Genomic DNA, 14,273 nt, shown 5'->3' with positions numbered 1-14,273 from the left:
GAGTGCCTTCAGCCGTCACGCTAGGGATCGGGCGGCGACCCGGAATCCGCCAGATCACTCATCCGGGGTACTCATCGGCGACTGGACCAGGCCGCGATCTGGCTGCGGGTGGTGAAGCCGAGCTTGGTGAGGATGTGCTGGACGTGGTTCTGCGCGGTGCGCTCCGAGATCACCAGCCGGCCGGCGATCTGCCGGTTGGTCAGTCCTTCGGCGACCAGCCCGGCGACCTCCAGTTCGCGGGTGCTCAACCCGTGCGTCTCGCCGCCGTTCAACCGGGCCGCCAGCAGGCCTGTGCGTTCGGTGTACGCGGTCATGCCGAGGGCGTCGGCCAACCGCGCGGCCTCGGTCGCGAGCGGTCCGGCCCGGTCGCGGTCACCCGGTCGGTCGCGGGTGAACAGAGTGCAGGCCAGGTGATACTGCGCCTCGGCGACGAATCCGGTAGCTCCGGCGCTCTCGGCCTGGCCGACCGCCGTCGACAGGTCCTCGACCGCAGTGTCCAGCCGGCCAAGCGCCGCCGCGGTCCGGCCGATCGCCAGCTCGGCCGGGCCCATGTAGGCGACACCGTTGCCGACGGCATGCTCTCCACGGAACGGTTGCAGCCGTTCCAGCAGGACGGCGAGGTCGTCGTACCGGCCGAGGCCGCAGCACGCCAGGGCCGCGTAGACATAGGCCGGCAGCACGAAGAACGCCGGCAACGACCACGAGTCGATCGGACCCGCCTGCCGGTACGACGCCGCCGCGAGCTCGGGTGAGTTCGTACAGAGCTGCAGCTGGGCCCGGGACAGCAGCGACAGCGTGACGAACCGCGGCGGTGGCTGGAACGGCTGCTCGGCGAACTGCCGCATCTCGTCGGTGACGCCGGCATGTCCGGCCAGGGCGAGCTGCAGCGCGAAGTACGCCCCGGTCGCCGGTGCCTGCTCGATCGGCCGCATCCGGTCGAATCCGCGCCGGCCGAGCGCCGCGGCCTCGGCGTACAGGCCGCGGGCCTGGGCGACACAGGCGGCGATCCGGTCGTGGTGCCAGGCGGCGACCGGTCCGCCGAGCCGGTCGACGGCGACGTGGAGGCGGGGAAGTTCCTCGGCCGCCGCAGCCAGGCGACCGCTCTCGATCAGTGCGTCGAGCCGCCAGATCTCGCCCCACATCTCCGCGCGCGGATCGCTGGTCCGCCTGGCGAGCTCCAGCATCTCGGCGGCGAGCTCCAGCCGCTCGGCGCGACCGGCGGGGCCCGGACAAGCCTCCTGCCGAGCCCGCAGGGCGTCAGCGAGGGCGCGGTCGTCCGCTGAGTCCCGCGCCAGTGTCAGCGCCTCGGAACTGAGTGCGTCCAGCCTCGACTGTTCCCCGTCGTAGAAGGCGAGATGGCTGCGCAAGGCGAGCAATCGCGCGCGCAGCGCGGGTTCGAGCTCCTGGGCAAGCGCGTCTTCACACAGACGCTTCGCCGTCGCGTTGATCGTCGGGTCGGGCATCGCCTCGAGGATCAGCGCCGCCTCGGCCGCCTGCCCGGGACTCTGCGCCGCCGCGGCCGCCTCGACGGCCGCGGCACAACATCCGTGCAGATCTCCCGCCAGGTACGCCGCCCTGCCCAGCGCGATCGAGATCTCGCACCACTCCCGCGCGGCGATCGGCCGTGTCGTCAGCGCCTGCCGGTACAGCCGGACCCCTTCCTCGTACGCCAGTCGCCGGACGGCGTCCTCGGCAGCCCGGACCATCCACGTCCGGGCCGTCGTACCGTCGCCGTGCTGCGCGAGGAACGCGTGGTGACCGGCGATCGTGGCCAGTTGCTCGTCCGGCTCGTCCTCGAGCGCGGTCGCCACCGCCTGATGGAGTCTGGTCCGCTCCGCCGTCGTCAGCGAGGCTTCGACGGCGTCCCGGGTGAGCGCGTGCACGAACCGGAAGTCCTCGACACGCTCGACGAAGCCCAGGTCGGCCGCCTCGTCCACCAGGGGCAGGCAGTCCTCGACCGATCGGTCCAGCGTTGCGGCCACCGTCCGGAGGCGGAAGTCGCGGCCGACGATCGCCGCCGCCTGGACCAGCCGGCGGCAGCCGTCCGAGGCCCGGTCGAGCCGGCCGCGGACGATGTCCCGGACCGAGCGCGGCGGCGGCTGGTCGGGCCGCCAGGATCCGTCGGCGATCGCCCGGGTCAGTTCACGGACGAACAGCGGATTGCCGCCGGTGACGTCGTGGACGGTTGCCGTCAGCCCCGGATCATTGGTTGCTAATGACAACTGTTCGGCGACCTGCGCCGCGGTCAGGGCGGGCAGTTCGAGGCGTTCGGCCGCGGACAGGTCGCCCAGGCGGGTGGTGTCGCGGGCGGTGGCGAGGATCAGGACCGGCAGGGTGGTGAGGTGACCGGCGAGGTGGCGCAGGACCAGGAGGGACGGGTCGTCACCACGGTGGACGTCGTCCAGGACGACGACCAGGCCACGGTCGCCGGCTGCCCGGCGTACCTGGTCGGTGACTTCCTCGAAGAGCGTGAAGCGGTCGTCGCCGGCGAGCACCCGGTCAGCGTCGAGGTCGAGGGAGCGCAGTACCTGCCGCCACGGCCAGTAGGCCGGCGCACCGTCGGTCTCGACGCAGCGGCCCCAGGCGACGGCTGCTCCCTGCGCGAGGGCGACACCGGCGGCCTCTTGCGCCAGCCGGGTCTTGCCGATTCCTGCCTCGCCGGTGCACAGGACCAGCCGCCCGCGCCCCGCACGAGCCTGGTCCACCCACCTGCGCAGCGCTCGCAGTTCCCCCCGGCGCCCCACCATCGCCATGAGGCAAGCATCACCTCTCGAGCGCCGTGGCGGAAGCCCTCTCGGTCTGCGCCGCCAGGAAGGCCTCCCAGGTGCGGGTGCCGACGTCGGCGCCGCTGAGCGTCAGGTTGCCACCGGCCCGGTACACCTTGCCGGCCTTGCCGGGCACCCGGACCGGGATCGACAGCCGGCGCTTGCCGGTCGCCTGCAGGTAGCCGCGGGCCAGTTCGCCGAGGCTGTAGACCTTCGGTCCGACCAGGTCCGGCACCAGACCGGCCGGCTCTCCCAGCGCGAGCTCGACCAACCGCTCGGCCACGTCGCGGGCGTCCACCGGCTGGAGCCGCAGCCCGCCGGGAACGGGCAGCACCGGCAGCTTCGCCATCGCCTGCACGGTCTTCAACGTGAAGTCGTGGAACTGCGCCGCCCGGACGACGGTCCACGGCACCGACGACGCCCGTACGGCCTGCTCGGCGCCGAGCTTCGCCTTGAAGTAGCCGAGCGGCAACTGGTCCACCGCGGTCACGGAGATGTGCACCAGGTGCTTGACCCCGGCCCGCTCCGCCGCCCGGACCAGATTCCGCGTTCCGACGTCGTCGCCCTTGGGGCCGCCGGCCAGATGCATCATCACGTCGACACCTGCCACCGCGGCGTCGAGTCTGTCATCCTGCAACAGGTCCGCCGCGACGTACTCGACCCCGTCGCCGCGGTCCTTCGCGTGCCGGCTCAGCACCCGGACCTTCCAACCGGCCGCCCGCACCAAGGGCACGACCTGTCGCCCGAGCGTTCCGGTCCCGCCAGTCACCAGCATGGTGCTCACAACGTCCTCCACTCGTCCGCGGGGCCCCTTCTCCCCGGACCCTCATTCCTCTGACGGACCCCGAGGGGGCGGTGTGACCGGTGTGTCCGGGGTCACCTCGCGGCAGAATGTCGAGCGTGACGCCGGGAGTCCGACGTCTCCTGCCTAGAGCGGCACACAGCACAGGAGGACGTTGTGAAGTACGTGATCTTGATCCACTCGAACCCGCGGCCGTGGGGCCACCCAACGGTCGACCACACCGAGGTGGGGCGGACGATTCCGGTCGACCAGCGGCAGCAGATGTACAAGGAGTTCGACGAGCTGCTCGCCGAGCTGCAGGCGTCGGGGGAGTTCCTGACCGCGGAGGCTTTGGACGACCCGGCCTCGTCGCGCGTCTACCGCTGGGGAGGGAAGTGGCCGGGCGGGCGGCTGGTAGGCACGGACGGCCTGTATGCCGAGGCGAAGGAGCAGTTGGCCGGGTTCTTCGTGTTCGACTTCGCCACCCGGGAGCGCGCCGAGGAGATCGCGGCCAAGTTCGCCGGTCCGGGTGACACGATCGAGCTCCGGCCGGTGGCGTAGACGTGTCCGACCGGATCCGGCTCGCCTCGCCGACGCTCAACTGCCCCGACGCCACCGAGCTGGCGCGGTTCTACGCCGAAATCACCGGCGGGACGATCGTGTACGTCGACCCGGTCTGGGCGACCGTCACCGGGCCGAACGGGCGGATCGACTTCCAGACCGATCCGGCCTACGTCCCGCCGACCTGGCCGGATCCGGCGACACCGATCCAGATGCACCTCGACTTCACCGTCGACGACCTCGCCGCGACCGGGGCGCGGGTGCTCGCCGCGGGTGCCACCCGGTACGCCCACCAGCCGAACGACGACCACTGCCTGGTCTTCGCGGACCCGGCCGGGCACCCGTTCTGCCTGTCCACCTGGGATCCGGTCGACCAGCGGCACGTCTCCGATCCGCAGCACGCAGGGAATCAGAGACGTACCCAGTGATGTGACCGAAGCCCCGGCGATGAGGTGATGTACGCCGTACCGCCGGCGCGGAAGTTCTCCTACTCTGTTGAAACTTACCGAGAGTCAGGAGCTCAGACCGTGACGACCGTCGTCCTGATGGGCCCACCCGGTGCCGGCAAGGGAACCCACGCCGAGCACCTCGCCGGCCGTCTCGGCGTGCCGGTCATCTCGACCGGCGACATCTTCCGGGCCCAGGTCGCCGCCGGGACCGACCTGGGACGGACCGCCCAGCGCTACCTGGACGCCGGCGAGTACGTCCCGGACGAGGTCACCAACGCGATGGTCCGCGAGCGCCTGGCCGCCGACGACTGCCGCCCGGGCTTCCTCCTGGACGGCTACCCGCGCACCCTCGACCAGGTCGCCGTGCTGGACGAGATCCGCGGCGTCGACGCGGTCGTCGTCCTCCGCGTCGACCACGAGCACCTGGTCCGGCGGCTGCTCCGCCGGGCCGAGACCGAGCACCGCTCCGACGACACCGAGGACGTGATCCGGCGCCGGCTGCAGGTGTACTCCGACCAGACCGTCCCGCTGATCAGCGTGTACGACGAACGCGGCCTGCTCCGCGAGGTCGACGGCAACGGCGAGATCCACGAGGTCCGCCACCGCCTCCTGCACGTCGCCGGCGCGCTCACCCCGGCCGAGTGATCAGGAGCGCCAGACCGGCGCGACCGTCTTGCGGTAGGTGCGGCCGAACAGCCCGGTGATCACGGTGAAGACCGGCTTCGGGACGGTGCTGGTGACCGCGGTCAGCTCCTCCGGGCCGGCGCCGTCGGTGACCCAGGCGAAGAACGTGCCGCCCTGCGCCGGGCTGACCTTGGCGAACTGCCTGCCCATCGCCTTCATCGCGTCGGAGTCCTTGTTCTCCAGGTACAACGGCTCGATCTCGGCCTCCTCGTGATCCAGGTGCAGCACCGTGACCCGCTGCAGCTCCCGCATCGCGGTCAGCGCGGCCGCCGCGTCCTCCGCACTCGCTGTCCGGCTCAGGGTCGCGAGTGCACTCCGGGCCGCCGTCAGAGCCGCGGCCATGGTGTCGTGCTCGGCATCCATCTGGGTGAGAACGTCGGGACCGACACCGACCGACTGCAACGCCGGCCAGGCGATCTCGTGCTCACCTTCGTGATGGTTCGTCAGTTGCGCGTCGAAGTTGGCCCAGGCCGTCGCCAGTTGCGCGGCCCGCCGCCGATCCCCCGCCGGAAACCGCTCGAATGCGTCGACGAATCGCTGCAGATCCCGCCGGAAGGCGGCGTGGATCGCCTTGTTCATACTCATTTCCCCCATGAGCGTGAGGGTAGGCGGATCACTTCGCCGAGGGAAGCACCGGGAACATCGGCCGCGCCGATCGAGTTGTCAATGACCATGCATGGTGAGTACAAGGTGCCCGGTGGGAAGCTGGTCGTCGCGGACCTGGACGTCGTCGGCGAGCACGTCCGCCGGGCGCAGATCAGCGGGGACTTCTTCCTGGAGCCGGACGACGCGCTCGAGCGGATCAACGGTGCGCTCGCGGGACTGCCGGTGGCGACCGCGGCGGCCCAGGTGGCCGCTCGGGTCCGCGGCGTACTGGGTGACGGCGTCGAGATGCTCGGGTTCTCGCCCGACGCGGTGGCGGTCGCCGTCCGCCGGGCGTTGACCGGAGCGACCGGCTGGCGCGACCACGAGTGGGAGTTCGTGCACGACGTACCGCGGGAGCCGGCAGTGCAGATGGCGCTCGACGAGGTGCTGACCGAGCAGGTCGGGACCGGTGAGCGGCCGCCGACGCTGCGCGTCTGGGAGTGGGCGTCGAACTCGGTCATCATCGGCAGCTTCCAGTCGCTGAGCAACGAGGTCGACCTGGCCGGTGCCGCCAGGAACGACGTCACCGTGGTCCGCCGGATCAGCGGCGGCGGAGCCATGTTCGTCGAGCCGGGGAACACCATCACGTACTCGCTCTACGTGCCCGAGTCACTGGTCTCCGGGTTGTCGTTCGTCGAGTCGTACGCGTTCCTCGACGACTGGGTGATCGGCGCGCTCAACGATCTCGGGATCGCGGCGACGTACCAGCCGATCAACGACATCACCTCGCCGGCGGGCAAGATCGCCGGCGCCGCGCAGAAGCGGCTGGCCGGCGGTGCCGTCCTGCACCACGTCACGATGGCCTACGACATGGACGCCGCGAAGATGGTCGAGGTCCTGCGGATCGGCCGCGAGAAGCTGTCCGACAAGGGCACGACGAGCGCCAACAAGCGGGTGGACCCGCTCCGCAGCCAGACCGGTCTCGACCGGGCCGAGGTGATCGACCGGATGGTCGGCTCGTTCGCGAACCGCTACGGCCTCAAGCCCGGCACGATCGACCCGGCGACCGTCGACCTGGCCGAGGACCGCGTGCGCACGAAGTTCGGCACCGAGGACTGGCTCACCCGGGTTCCGTGATCGGTACGGCGTGACCGCTCACCCGGACCCTGGTGTCCTCGGCGCGCAGCTCGACCCGGATCAGGCTCGGCCGGCCGAGGTCGTGACCCTGGTGCAGCGTGAGCGTGACCGGGGCGTCGACGGCGCCGAGCTCCCGCAGGTAGGCGCCGAACGCGGCCGCCGCCGCACCGGTCGCCGGATCCTCGACCACGCCGCCGACCGGGAACGGGTCCCGGACGTGGAACGTGGTCGCGGACTCACGCCAGACCAGTTGCAACGTGGTGAGATCGCGCTCGAGCATGTACGCCAGCAGGCGGTCGAAGTCGTACTCGAGGTCCGCGAGCCGTTGCCGGGTCGACGTACTCAGGACGAGGTGGCGTGCACCGGCGTACGCGATCGCCGGTGGCAGGGCGGGATCGAGCTGGTCGGCGCGCCAGCCGAGGATGTCGAGCACCTGGCTGACGTCGGTAACCTCCTCGACGTACGGCTCGACGCTGGTCAGCGTCGCCCGCAGCTCTTCGTCCACAGAGACCGGCACCTCCCCGGCCTGGGTGGAGAAGACCAGCTCGCCCGGGCCGATCCGCTCCGCGAGCGCCACCGCGGTGGCCACGGTGGCGTGCCCGCAGAACGGGACCTCTGCCCTGGGGGAGAAGTACCGCACCGCGTACTTCCCGGTCACGAACGCGGTTTCCGAGTAGCCGAGCTCGGCGGTGATCGCCTGCATCGCGGCGTCGTCCAGGCCGGTCGCGTCGAGCACGACCCCGGCCGGGTTGCCGCCGGCCGGGTCGGTGGTGAAGGCGGTGTAGCGCAGGATCTCGGTCATCGGCGCCTCAAGGTGAGGTGGGTGGCGGTGGGGGAGCTGACCATCTCGGTCACCTGGTAGTTCAGCAGGGCGTCGGCGACGTTGTCGAACAGTCGCTCGCCGGCGCCGGCCAGCAGCGGGACCTGGACGAGGTACAGCTCGTCGATCAGGCCGGCCCGCAGGTACTGCTGGATGGTCGCGGCGCCACCGGCGATGATCACGTCCTGGCCGTTGGCGGCCTTCATCGCCCGGTCGAGCACGGTCTCGACCGGCTCGTCGGTGAGGTGGAACGTCGTCCCGCCCTCCAGCGGGATCGGCGCCCGCGGATAGTGGGTGTGCACGAAGACGTCGTGGTGGTACGGCGGGTTGTCACCCCACCAGCCGGACCACGACTCGTCCTCCCAGGGGCCGCGCACCGGGCCGAACATGTTCCGCCCCATGATCGTCGCGCCGATGCCCTCCTCCCACCGGCCGACCCGCTCCGCGTCGATCCCGCCCCCGCCGGCGGCCTTGTCCTCCTGCGCCGCGAACATCCAGTCGTGCAGACCGTCCACGTTGTCCCCGAACGGCGCGTCCGCTCGCTGGTTCACGCCGGCACCGAAACCGTCCAGCGTGATCGTGTAGTTGTGGACCCGAACCTTCGCCATGATCGTCTCCTCAGATTGTGCTCGCACCTGTCGGTCGGAGCCGTGGCACCGGCCTTGACATGGCTACTCGGTCCAATCCAGTTGCGGCTCGGGGATGCCCAGTTCCCGCCCGAACGCCTGGGCGTCCGCCCTGGCCGCCGCGTCGCCGCGGGCGTACCGGAACACGCGCCCCGGGAACACCACGAAGATCTCCATGGCGTTGTGGAAGTCGGCGTACCACCCCGGCGCGTCCAGCGTGGAGGCCAGCTCCCTGGACAGCGTCTCGGCGTGCCAGTCCTCGACCTCGAATTCCAGCACCGACCACACCTGCGGCCGGCCGGTCGTCGCACTGCTGACGTCGTAGCGGCTGATCTTGCGCACCACGAGCGGAATCCTGGTCAGCTCGGTGCCCACCCGGAGGCTTTCCAGGATCACTGCGCCCTCGTACACCCCGTTCTCCTCTCCCTCACCGCCGAGACTAGGGCGCCGCACCGACAATGGGGATCGTGGAGATCGGTTACGTGATCTTGTACGTCGACGACCTCGACGCGTCGGTCGGGTTCTACCGGGACGTGCTCGGGCTGCCGTACAAGTTCACCGACGCGGGCTACGCGGAATTCGGGACGGCCGGGACGCGGTTCGCGCTGTACGAGCGGCGACGGGCCGAGTGGCTGACCGGGCGGCCGGTCACGCCCGGGCCGGCGGCGGAGATCGTGCTGGTCGTCGAGGACGTCGACGCGTGCGCCGAGCGCCTCGCGGCCCAGGGCGTGACCGTGCTCAGCGGGCCGGCCGACCGTCCGTGGGGACACCGGACGGTGCATGTGGCCGACCCCGACGGGTTCGTGGTGGAGTTCGCGCAGGAGATCCCGCGGCAGCGAGGACGTCAGCGGCGGTGATGGTGCTGCCAGCCGTGGTGGTGGCGGTGCGCCCCGCTGAACAGCGCGATCCAGAACAGCCCCCACAGCAGCCACGGCGCGGTCAGCGCGATCGACGTGACGACGAGTCCGATCATCAGGATCGGCGCCAGCATCACGAACGGCGGCGGACCCTGCCGCTGCCGTTGCCGCGGCGGCCTGCCGGCGGCCTTGCCGGGCGGCGACCACGGGCTCCGGGCGAGTTGCAGCTCGGCCGGGTCCGGGAGGTCGTCGAACAGCAGGTCGAGGTCACCGGCGTACCGGGCCCGGGTGGCCTGGTCGCTGCGGTCCTCGAACTCGTCCTGGGTCAGCCGGCCGGCGACGAAGTGGTCGCTGAGCATCGCCACGGCCTGGTCGCGTTCGGCGTCGCCGATCCGGACCGGGCCGTGGCGCTCCGGGAGGTTCGAGCTCATGACCGGTCCTGCTGGTCGTCGTCGGCGAGGATGCCGTACAGCCTGCGGCGGAGGTCGGCGACCGCGTCCTTGGCTCGCGCCTGCTGCTCCGGCGTACCGGTCGCGAGGATCTGCCACATCGCCGTCGCGACCTGCCCGAGCAGCGGCTTCAGCCCGTTCTCGTCGTCGTCGGCCGGCGCGCTCATCGCCGCCCACGGCGCGGACACCTCGTCGGCGTGCTCGGCGACGTACGTACGGCCCTCGTCGGTCAGCGTGAACGTCCGGCGGCCGACCGCGGCGTCGGCGGTGACCAGGCCCTCGTCCTCGAGCTGCTGCAGGGTCGGGTAGATCGAGCCCGGGCTCGGTTTCCACACGCCGCCGCTGCGCTCGGCGATCTCCTGGATGATCTGGTACCCGTTCATCGGCTGCTCGGCGAGCACGGCCAGGATCGCCGCGCGGACGTCGCCGCGGCGTGCCTTCGGGCCGCGCCAGCGCGGCGGCGCTCCCCACGGCGGCCCGAACATCTGCCCGCCGAACATCCCCCAGTGCGCCCCGAACGGGTGCTGCCCGTGGTGGGTCCGGCGGCCGCCGGACATCGCGGCGCGCAACTCTTCCTTGATGTCGTCGAAGGCTGAACAGTGCCGTGCGAGGTGCTGCCAGGGCCACCCCGCGGCGTACGTCGATCCGGTCATCCCGACCACCGTCCCTCAGGTGAAGATGCGATACGTCGACGATATATCGCGAGCCATCGCAACCCAAGGCTCCACCACGAACTGAGGCAGGCATCGCTGGTCCACCTACTGCGCGGGCGCCGCTTCGATGAGGTGGTAGCCGTACGGCGGCAGCGCCTTGCTCACCTCGGTCATCGTCAAGCCGGCCCGCCCGAGGAGGTGCCGGAACTCGGCCTCGGTGCGCTCGCGCCCGCCCGTCACGACCAGCATGTGCATGTCGATCAAGAGCGTCGGCGTGTCCTCGCGGCCGACGACCTCGGAGAGCATGCGCTCGAGGATCAGCAGGCGGGCGTCCGATGCCATCGCCGTTCGGCAGCTGGTGAGGATTTGGACGGCGGCGTCGTCGTCCCAGTCGTGCAGGATCTGCTTGAGCAGGTAGGCGTCAGCGTCCGCGGGCACGGCGTCGAAGAAGTCGCCCGGCTGCAGGTGGCATCGATCGGCTACACCTCGTGCCGTCAGCGTCGCCGCAGCGTCGTCGAGCCCCGAAGGCAGGTCGAACACGATGCCCTGCAGCGTGGGTTCGACGTGCAGCAGCTCCGCCATCAGCGTGCCGTCGCCGCCGCCGACGTCCACGATGCTGTCGAAGCGTGCCGGCCGGACGGCCTCGACCAGGCCGGGGGCAGCGTCGCGGGAATGGTGCGACATCGCCTTGTTGAAGGTGGCCGACGCCTCCGGGTGGCGGCTGTAGAAGTCGATCCACGACATCCCGTGGGCCTGGCTCCAGCCGGCCTCGCCGGTGCGGACCGCGGCGACGAGTTCACCCCAGCTCACCCACGCCTCCTTGCCCCACAGCATGGTGGCCAGCGCGTGGATCGAGTCGTCGGTGTCGCTGCGGAGGCTCTCGCCCGCCTCGGTCAGCTTGAACTCGTCGGTGTCGCTCTGCTGGACGAAGCCGAGTCCGGCCAAGGTCCGGAGGAGCCGGTAGAGCGACTTGTGGTCGGTCGCGGTCTGCCGGGACAGGTCGGCGCTCGACCTGGGTCCGTCGGCCAGGCGGTCGGCCAGGTTGAGCTCGGCGGCCGCGGTGACGACCTTGGTCACGGTCGCGCCGAAGAGCAGTTCGTCTCTGATGGTCATCCGCCGACGCTGACACGGGGTGACGCGGGCGCGACATGACTACGAGTGCACAGCTGGTGAGAATCCGTGTACTCCGTCGGGGCGCTTGGTTACCGTGACCGGATGAGCGACGTGTTCAGGGCTGACGACCAGCCGGTGAACGCTCGGGCCGACTACTGGCACCAGGTGGTCGCCGACAAACTCACGCGCCTCGAGCTGGCGTTGCCGCCGACGCCGCTGGACGGCCGCGACCGACTGCGCGTCGGCGACCTGGGTCCGGTGCGGGTGGTCGAGTTGTCGACCGGTGCGACGATGCGGGCGACGCGTCGGCACACGCACATCAGCACCTCGGATCCGGAGCTGTACAAGATCGACGTCCAGGCGCGTGGCCACGGGCTGATCGCGCACCGTGGTCGCGAGGCCCTCTGCGCACCCGGCGATTTCACTCTGGTCGACCTGTCCCGCCCTTGTGTTTGGGCGAACACCCCGGCCGCCGGTCTGGTTGCGGTGGCGTTCCCGCGGACGGTGCTGCCGTTGCCGGCGGACGAGCTCGCCGCACTGACCGGTGTCCGCCAGCCTGGTGACGACGGTCTCGCTGGACTCGTGTCCTCGCTGGCGCTGCAGCTTCCGGGCCGCCTCGACTCCGGTGACGGTGCACGGCTCGGCACGGCGTTGGTGGATCTGCTGTCGGTCCTGCTGGCCGACCGGGCGGGGGGAGGTGCTGTCGTTCCGCCCGAGTCGCGCCGGCGGGCGCTGCTGCTCCGGATCCACGCCTTCATCGATGCGCACCTCGGCGATCCGGCCCTGTCACCGCGCAGCATTGCCGCGGCGATGTACATCTCCGTGCGCTACCTGCACAAGCTGTTCGAGGGCGAGCAGACGACCGTCGTGGAGTCGATCCGTCGACGGCGGCTGGAACGCTGCCGTCGCGATCTGCTCGATCCGTCGCTGGCCGCCGTTCCGGTCGGGGCCGTCGCCGCCCGGTGGGGTTTCACCACGCCGGCCCACTTCAGCCGCCTCTTCCGCGCGGCGTACGGCGTGCCGCCGGTCGAACTGCGCAGTACCCTCAGCCGGCGAAGGTGAGATCGTCGGCGGTCGCCACCAGGACGACGGAGCTGCCCTCGACCGCGACCTGCTTGAGCGAGGCGCCGAACGGCATCTCCGGGAGAGTGATTCCGCGGGCGAGCAGCCGGGAGACGGTCGTGCGGACGACGGACGGGATCGAGTCGGAGAGTTGGTCGACCGCGAGGACGATACGGCCCTCCTCGACCGTCGGGCTGAGCGTCGCGTCGACTTCCTGGCCGCGGACCGACAGCTTCGCATGCAACCGGCCGTCGACGATGCTCAGGTGGAGGTCGTCCAGATTCGTCGCCCGCGCCGCGAGCTTGGTCAACTCGGCCGGCGACAACCGGAGCTTCAGCTCGGTCGCCTCGATCGTGACCGCCGCACCGGAGCCGCCCGTCATCAGCGCGCGCGGGACGTGCACCCGGTTCATCGTGACGACGAGGTCCTCGGCCGGGACCGACGAGAACGTCGGCCGAAGCATCGTCAGCGTGACCGTCGAGAACTCCTCCCGGGCCACCTGCGGCAGGAACCCGAACCCGCCGATCTCCACGCTGGTGTCCGCGGCCCGGACGTCGTACTCCGCCGCCTCGTCGGCCGCCATCGTCGCCAGCCGGTCCTCGGCCACCCACGCGGCCGCCCGGTCGGCGGCCACGGCCAGGCACCCCAGGATCACCACTGTGACCACCAGCCGCCGCAACCAGCGCCGCGGTCTCTTCGAACCCATCCCAGCCCTTCCCATCGGCGGCACCCCGTCGAGACGCACAGCCTAGGGCACACCGCCAAGGCGACCGGTCACCCGGCTGTCCCGGCGCGTACTCCCTCGACGGTCTCGCTCAGCGCGTCCTCGGTCGCCACCGGATCGATGCCAAAGGCAACTGTCGCCGCCTTCGAGTCGACCACGAACGGCCGCTGCCACTGGTACTGCGTCTCGACCATCTCGCGGGCCGCCGGATTGACCAACCCCGCCAGCCGCAGCGCGAACCGCGGCATGCTGGCGACCCTGGCGGCCGGCGCTCCGGCCAGTCGAGCTGCCCGGGTGGCGAGTTCGCGGATCGCGACCGGCGGGGGAGTGGGCACATGCCAAGGCCGGCCCCAGGCCGTCTCGTCCGCCGCGACCGCGACCAGCGTGCGGGCGACGTCACCGACGTACGTCCAGCTGTGCGGCGCGTCCAGGTCGGCCGGCGCCGTCCCGCGACCGCCGGCGATCACCTTCGGCAACACCATCACACTGAACGGCGACACCGCGTGCGCGCCCAGGTAGTCCGAACCGCGCACCTCGGCCGTCCTGATCCGCCCGGCCTCGTGCGCCGCGAGCGCGTCCTCCCACAGCTTCGCCCGTACTCGTCCCTTGACCGAGTTCGGCCGCAGCGGCGCGACCTCGGTGATCGGGCCGTCCACCTCGCCGTACCCGTAGAGGTTGCCGGTCGTCACCAGCACCGCTCCGCTGACCTCGGCGGCGCGGACCAGTCCCGCACCCAACGGCGGCCAATCCGTGACCCACCGGTGGTAGGCGGGGCCCGCGCACGAGTACAACGCCACCGCCCCTGCCGTCAGCCGGGCCAGCTCCTCGCCGTCACTCGCATCCGCCGCGACACACTCGATGCCATTCCCGCTCGTGGACAGCGGCGGACGGCCGGAGCGCGTGACGAGGCGGACCTGCTCACCGCGGGCGGCGAGGGGACGCGCTGTGGCCGATCCGACCGGACCGGCTCCGACGATGACGTGCAGGGACATGTGGACACCCCTTCG

Annotated in this window: 17 protein-coding genes; 6 read left to right on the top strand and 11 right to left on the bottom strand. The window is 71.2% G+C overall.

Annotated elements, in window-relative coordinates:
• Positions 1-71 precede the first annotated feature (71 nt).
• Entirely contained in the window at positions 72-2,753 is a 2,682-nt protein-coding gene (locus E1218_RS03230) for an ATP-binding protein (protein ID WP_233711969.1), read from the bottom strand.
• A 10-nt stretch (positions 2,754-2,763) separates the two neighbouring features.
• A complete protein-coding gene (locus E1218_RS03225) occupies positions 2,764-3,540 on the bottom strand; it encodes an SDR family oxidoreductase (RefSeq protein ID WP_132316156.1) in 777 nt (258 codons plus the stop codon).
• 183 nt (positions 3,541-3,723) lie between these two features.
• On the opposite strand from E1218_RS03225, the gene E1218_RS03220 reads away from it, so the two are divergent.
• The 3 genes from E1218_RS03220 to E1218_RS03210 all read left to right on the top strand — a co-directional run bounded on the left by E1218_RS03220 (position 3,724) and on the right by E1218_RS03210 (position 5,201).
• Positions 3,724-4,107 (top strand): YciI family protein, encoded by a 384-nt coding sequence (locus E1218_RS03220; RefSeq protein ID WP_132316046.1) that lies wholly within the window; start codon positions 3,724-3,726, stop codon positions 4,105-4,107.
• Between the two features lie 2 nt (positions 4,108-4,109).
• Complete coding sequence (locus tag E1218_RS03215; RefSeq protein ID WP_132316044.1) at positions 4,110-4,535, top strand: VOC family protein; 426 nt, start codon at positions 4,110-4,112, stop codon at positions 4,533-4,535.
• A 99-nt stretch (positions 4,536-4,634) separates the two neighbouring features.
• Positions 4,635-5,201, top strand: coding sequence for an adenylate kinase (locus E1218_RS03210; protein ID WP_267900267.1), 567 nt, complete (start codon positions 4,635-4,637; stop codon positions 5,199-5,201).
• Here the strand turns inward: E1218_RS03210 and E1218_RS03205 are convergent, their stop codons facing one another.
• Positions 5,202-5,834, bottom strand: a complete 633-nt coding sequence (locus E1218_RS03205; protein ID WP_132316040.1) for a hemerythrin domain-containing protein — start codon at positions 5,832-5,834, stop codon at positions 5,202-5,204. It abuts the gene before it with no gap.
• 72 nt (positions 5,835-5,906) lie between these two features.
• Between E1218_RS03205 and E1218_RS03200 the strand changes: the two genes are divergently transcribed.
• Positions 5,907-6,962 (top strand): lipoate--protein ligase family protein, encoded by a 1,056-nt coding sequence (locus E1218_RS03200; protein WP_325052803.1) that lies wholly within the window; start codon positions 5,907-5,909, stop codon positions 6,960-6,962.
• Here E1218_RS03200 and E1218_RS03195 read toward each other — a convergent pair.
• The 3 genes from E1218_RS03195 to E1218_RS03185 form a co-directional block, all read right to left on the bottom strand.
• Entirely contained in the window at positions 6,946-7,764 is an 819-nt protein-coding gene (locus E1218_RS03195) for a PhzF family phenazine biosynthesis protein (protein ID WP_132316038.1), read from the bottom strand. The genes E1218_RS03200 and E1218_RS03195 overlap by 17 nt on opposite strands.
• Positions 7,761-8,390: a dihydrofolate reductase family protein gene (locus E1218_RS03190; RefSeq protein WP_132316036.1), complete on the bottom strand. Its 630-nt coding sequence runs from the start codon at positions 8,388-8,390 to the stop codon at positions 7,761-7,763. Before E1218_RS03190 ends, E1218_RS03195 begins: the two co-directional genes overlap by 4 nt.
• 63 nt (positions 8,391-8,453) lie before the next feature.
• Positions 8,454-8,819 (bottom strand): hypothetical protein, encoded by a 366-nt coding sequence (locus tag E1218_RS03185; protein ID WP_132316034.1) that lies wholly within the window; start codon positions 8,817-8,819, stop codon positions 8,454-8,456.
• 47 nt (positions 8,820-8,866) lie between these two features.
• Between E1218_RS03185 and E1218_RS03180 the strand changes: the two genes are divergently transcribed.
• Entirely contained in the window at positions 8,867-9,265 is a 399-nt protein-coding gene (locus E1218_RS03180; RefSeq protein ID WP_202865743.1) for a VOC family protein, read from the top strand.
• Here the strand turns inward: E1218_RS03180 and E1218_RS03175 are convergent.
• The 3 genes from E1218_RS03175 to E1218_RS03165 form a co-directional block, all read right to left on the bottom strand.
• Positions 9,253-9,696, bottom strand: a complete 444-nt coding sequence (locus E1218_RS03175) for a DUF1707 SHOCT-like domain-containing protein (RefSeq protein ID WP_132316032.1) — start codon at positions 9,694-9,696, stop codon at positions 9,253-9,255. The genes E1218_RS03180 and E1218_RS03175 overlap by 13 nt on opposite strands.
• Complete coding sequence (locus E1218_RS03170; protein WP_132316030.1) at positions 9,693-10,367, bottom strand: PadR family transcriptional regulator; 675 nt, start codon at positions 10,365-10,367, stop codon at positions 9,693-9,695. The genes E1218_RS03175 and E1218_RS03170 overlap by 4 nt, the downstream gene beginning before the upstream one ends.
• A 105-nt stretch (positions 10,368-10,472) precedes the next feature.
• Entirely contained in the window at positions 10,473-11,480 is a 1,008-nt protein-coding gene (locus E1218_RS03165) for a methyltransferase (RefSeq protein WP_132316028.1), read from the bottom strand.
• A gap of 102 nt (positions 11,481-11,582) precedes the next feature.
• Between E1218_RS03165 and E1218_RS03160 the strand changes: the two genes are divergently transcribed.
• The gene (locus tag E1218_RS03160; RefSeq protein ID WP_132316026.1) at positions 11,583-12,542 is read left to right on the top strand and encodes an AraC-like ligand-binding domain-containing protein; all 960 of its coding nucleotides are present in this window, start codon (positions 11,583-11,585) and stop codon (positions 12,540-12,542) included.
• On the opposite strand, the gene E1218_RS03155 is transcribed toward E1218_RS03160, so the two are convergent.
• Both E1218_RS03155 and E1218_RS03150 read right to left on the bottom strand, forming a co-directional pair.
• Entirely contained in the window at positions 12,526-13,248 is a 723-nt protein-coding gene (locus E1218_RS03155; protein WP_132316024.1) for an LmeA family phospholipid-binding protein, read from the bottom strand. The two genes, E1218_RS03160 and E1218_RS03155, sit on opposite strands and share 17 nt — an antisense overlap.
• Before the next feature lie 68 nt (positions 13,249-13,316).
• Positions 13,317-14,258 carry an NAD-dependent epimerase/dehydratase family protein gene (locus tag E1218_RS03150; protein ID WP_132316022.1) on the bottom strand — a complete coding sequence of 314 codons (942 nt, stop codon included), beginning with the start codon at positions 14,256-14,258 and terminating at the stop codon, positions 13,317-13,319.
• Positions 14,259-14,273 lie beyond the last annotated feature (15 nt).

The sequence above is a fragment of the Kribbella turkmenica genome, assembly GCF_004348725.1.
In the GTDB taxonomy this organism is placed as follows: domain Bacteria; phylum Actinomycetota; class Actinomycetes; order Propionibacteriales; family Kribbellaceae; genus Kribbella; species Kribbella turkmenica.
This window is presented reverse-complemented; position numbering and strand designations above follow the sequence as displayed.

Bases quoted from the DNA above. Each gene is read 5' to 3' on its own strand.
- E1218_RS03230 (WP_233711969.1), bottom strand. From the start codon at position 2,753: ATGGCGATGGTGGGGCGCCGGGGGGAACTGCGAGCGCTGCGCAGGTGG.
- E1218_RS03225 (WP_132316156.1), bottom strand. From the start codon at position 3,540: ATGCTGGTGACTGGCGGGACCGGAACGCTCGGGCGACAGGTCGTGCCC.
- E1218_RS03205 (WP_132316040.1), bottom strand. From the start codon at position 5,834: ATGGGGGAAATGAGTATGAACAAGGCGATCCACGCCGCCTTCCGGCGG.
- E1218_RS03200 (WP_325052803.1), top strand. From the start codon at position 5,907: ATGACCATGCATGGTGAGTACAAGGTGCCCGGTGGGAAGCTGGTCGTC.
- E1218_RS03195 (WP_132316038.1), bottom strand. From the start codon at position 7,764: ATGACCGAGATCCTGCGCTACACCGCCTTCACCACCGACCCGGCCGGC.
- E1218_RS03190 (WP_132316036.1), bottom strand. From the start codon at position 8,390: ATGGCGAAGGTTCGGGTCCACAACTACACGATCACGCTGGACGGTTTC.
- E1218_RS03180 (WP_202865743.1), top strand. From the start codon at position 8,867: ATGGGGATCGTGGAGATCGGTTACGTGATCTTGTACGTCGACGACCTC.
- E1218_RS03175 (WP_132316032.1), bottom strand. From the start codon at position 9,696: ATGAGCTCGAACCTCCCGGAGCGCCACGGCCCGGTCCGGATCGGCGAC.
- E1218_RS03170 (WP_132316030.1), bottom strand. From the start codon at position 10,367: ATGACCGGATCGACGTACGCCGCGGGGTGGCCCTGGCAGCACCTCGCA.
- E1218_RS03165 (WP_132316028.1), bottom strand. From the start codon at position 11,480: ATGACCATCAGAGACGAACTGCTCTTCGGCGCGACCGTGACCAAGGTC.
- E1218_RS03160 (WP_132316026.1), top strand. From the start codon at position 11,583: ATGAGCGACGTGTTCAGGGCTGACGACCAGCCGGTGAACGCTCGGGCC.
- E1218_RS03155 (WP_132316024.1), bottom strand. From the start codon at position 13,248: ATGGGTTCGAAGAGACCGCGGCGCTGGTTGCGGCGGCTGGTGGTCACA.
- E1218_RS03150 (WP_132316022.1), bottom strand. From the start codon at position 14,258: ATGTCCCTGCACGTCATCGTCGGAGCCGGTCCGGTCGGATCGGCCACA.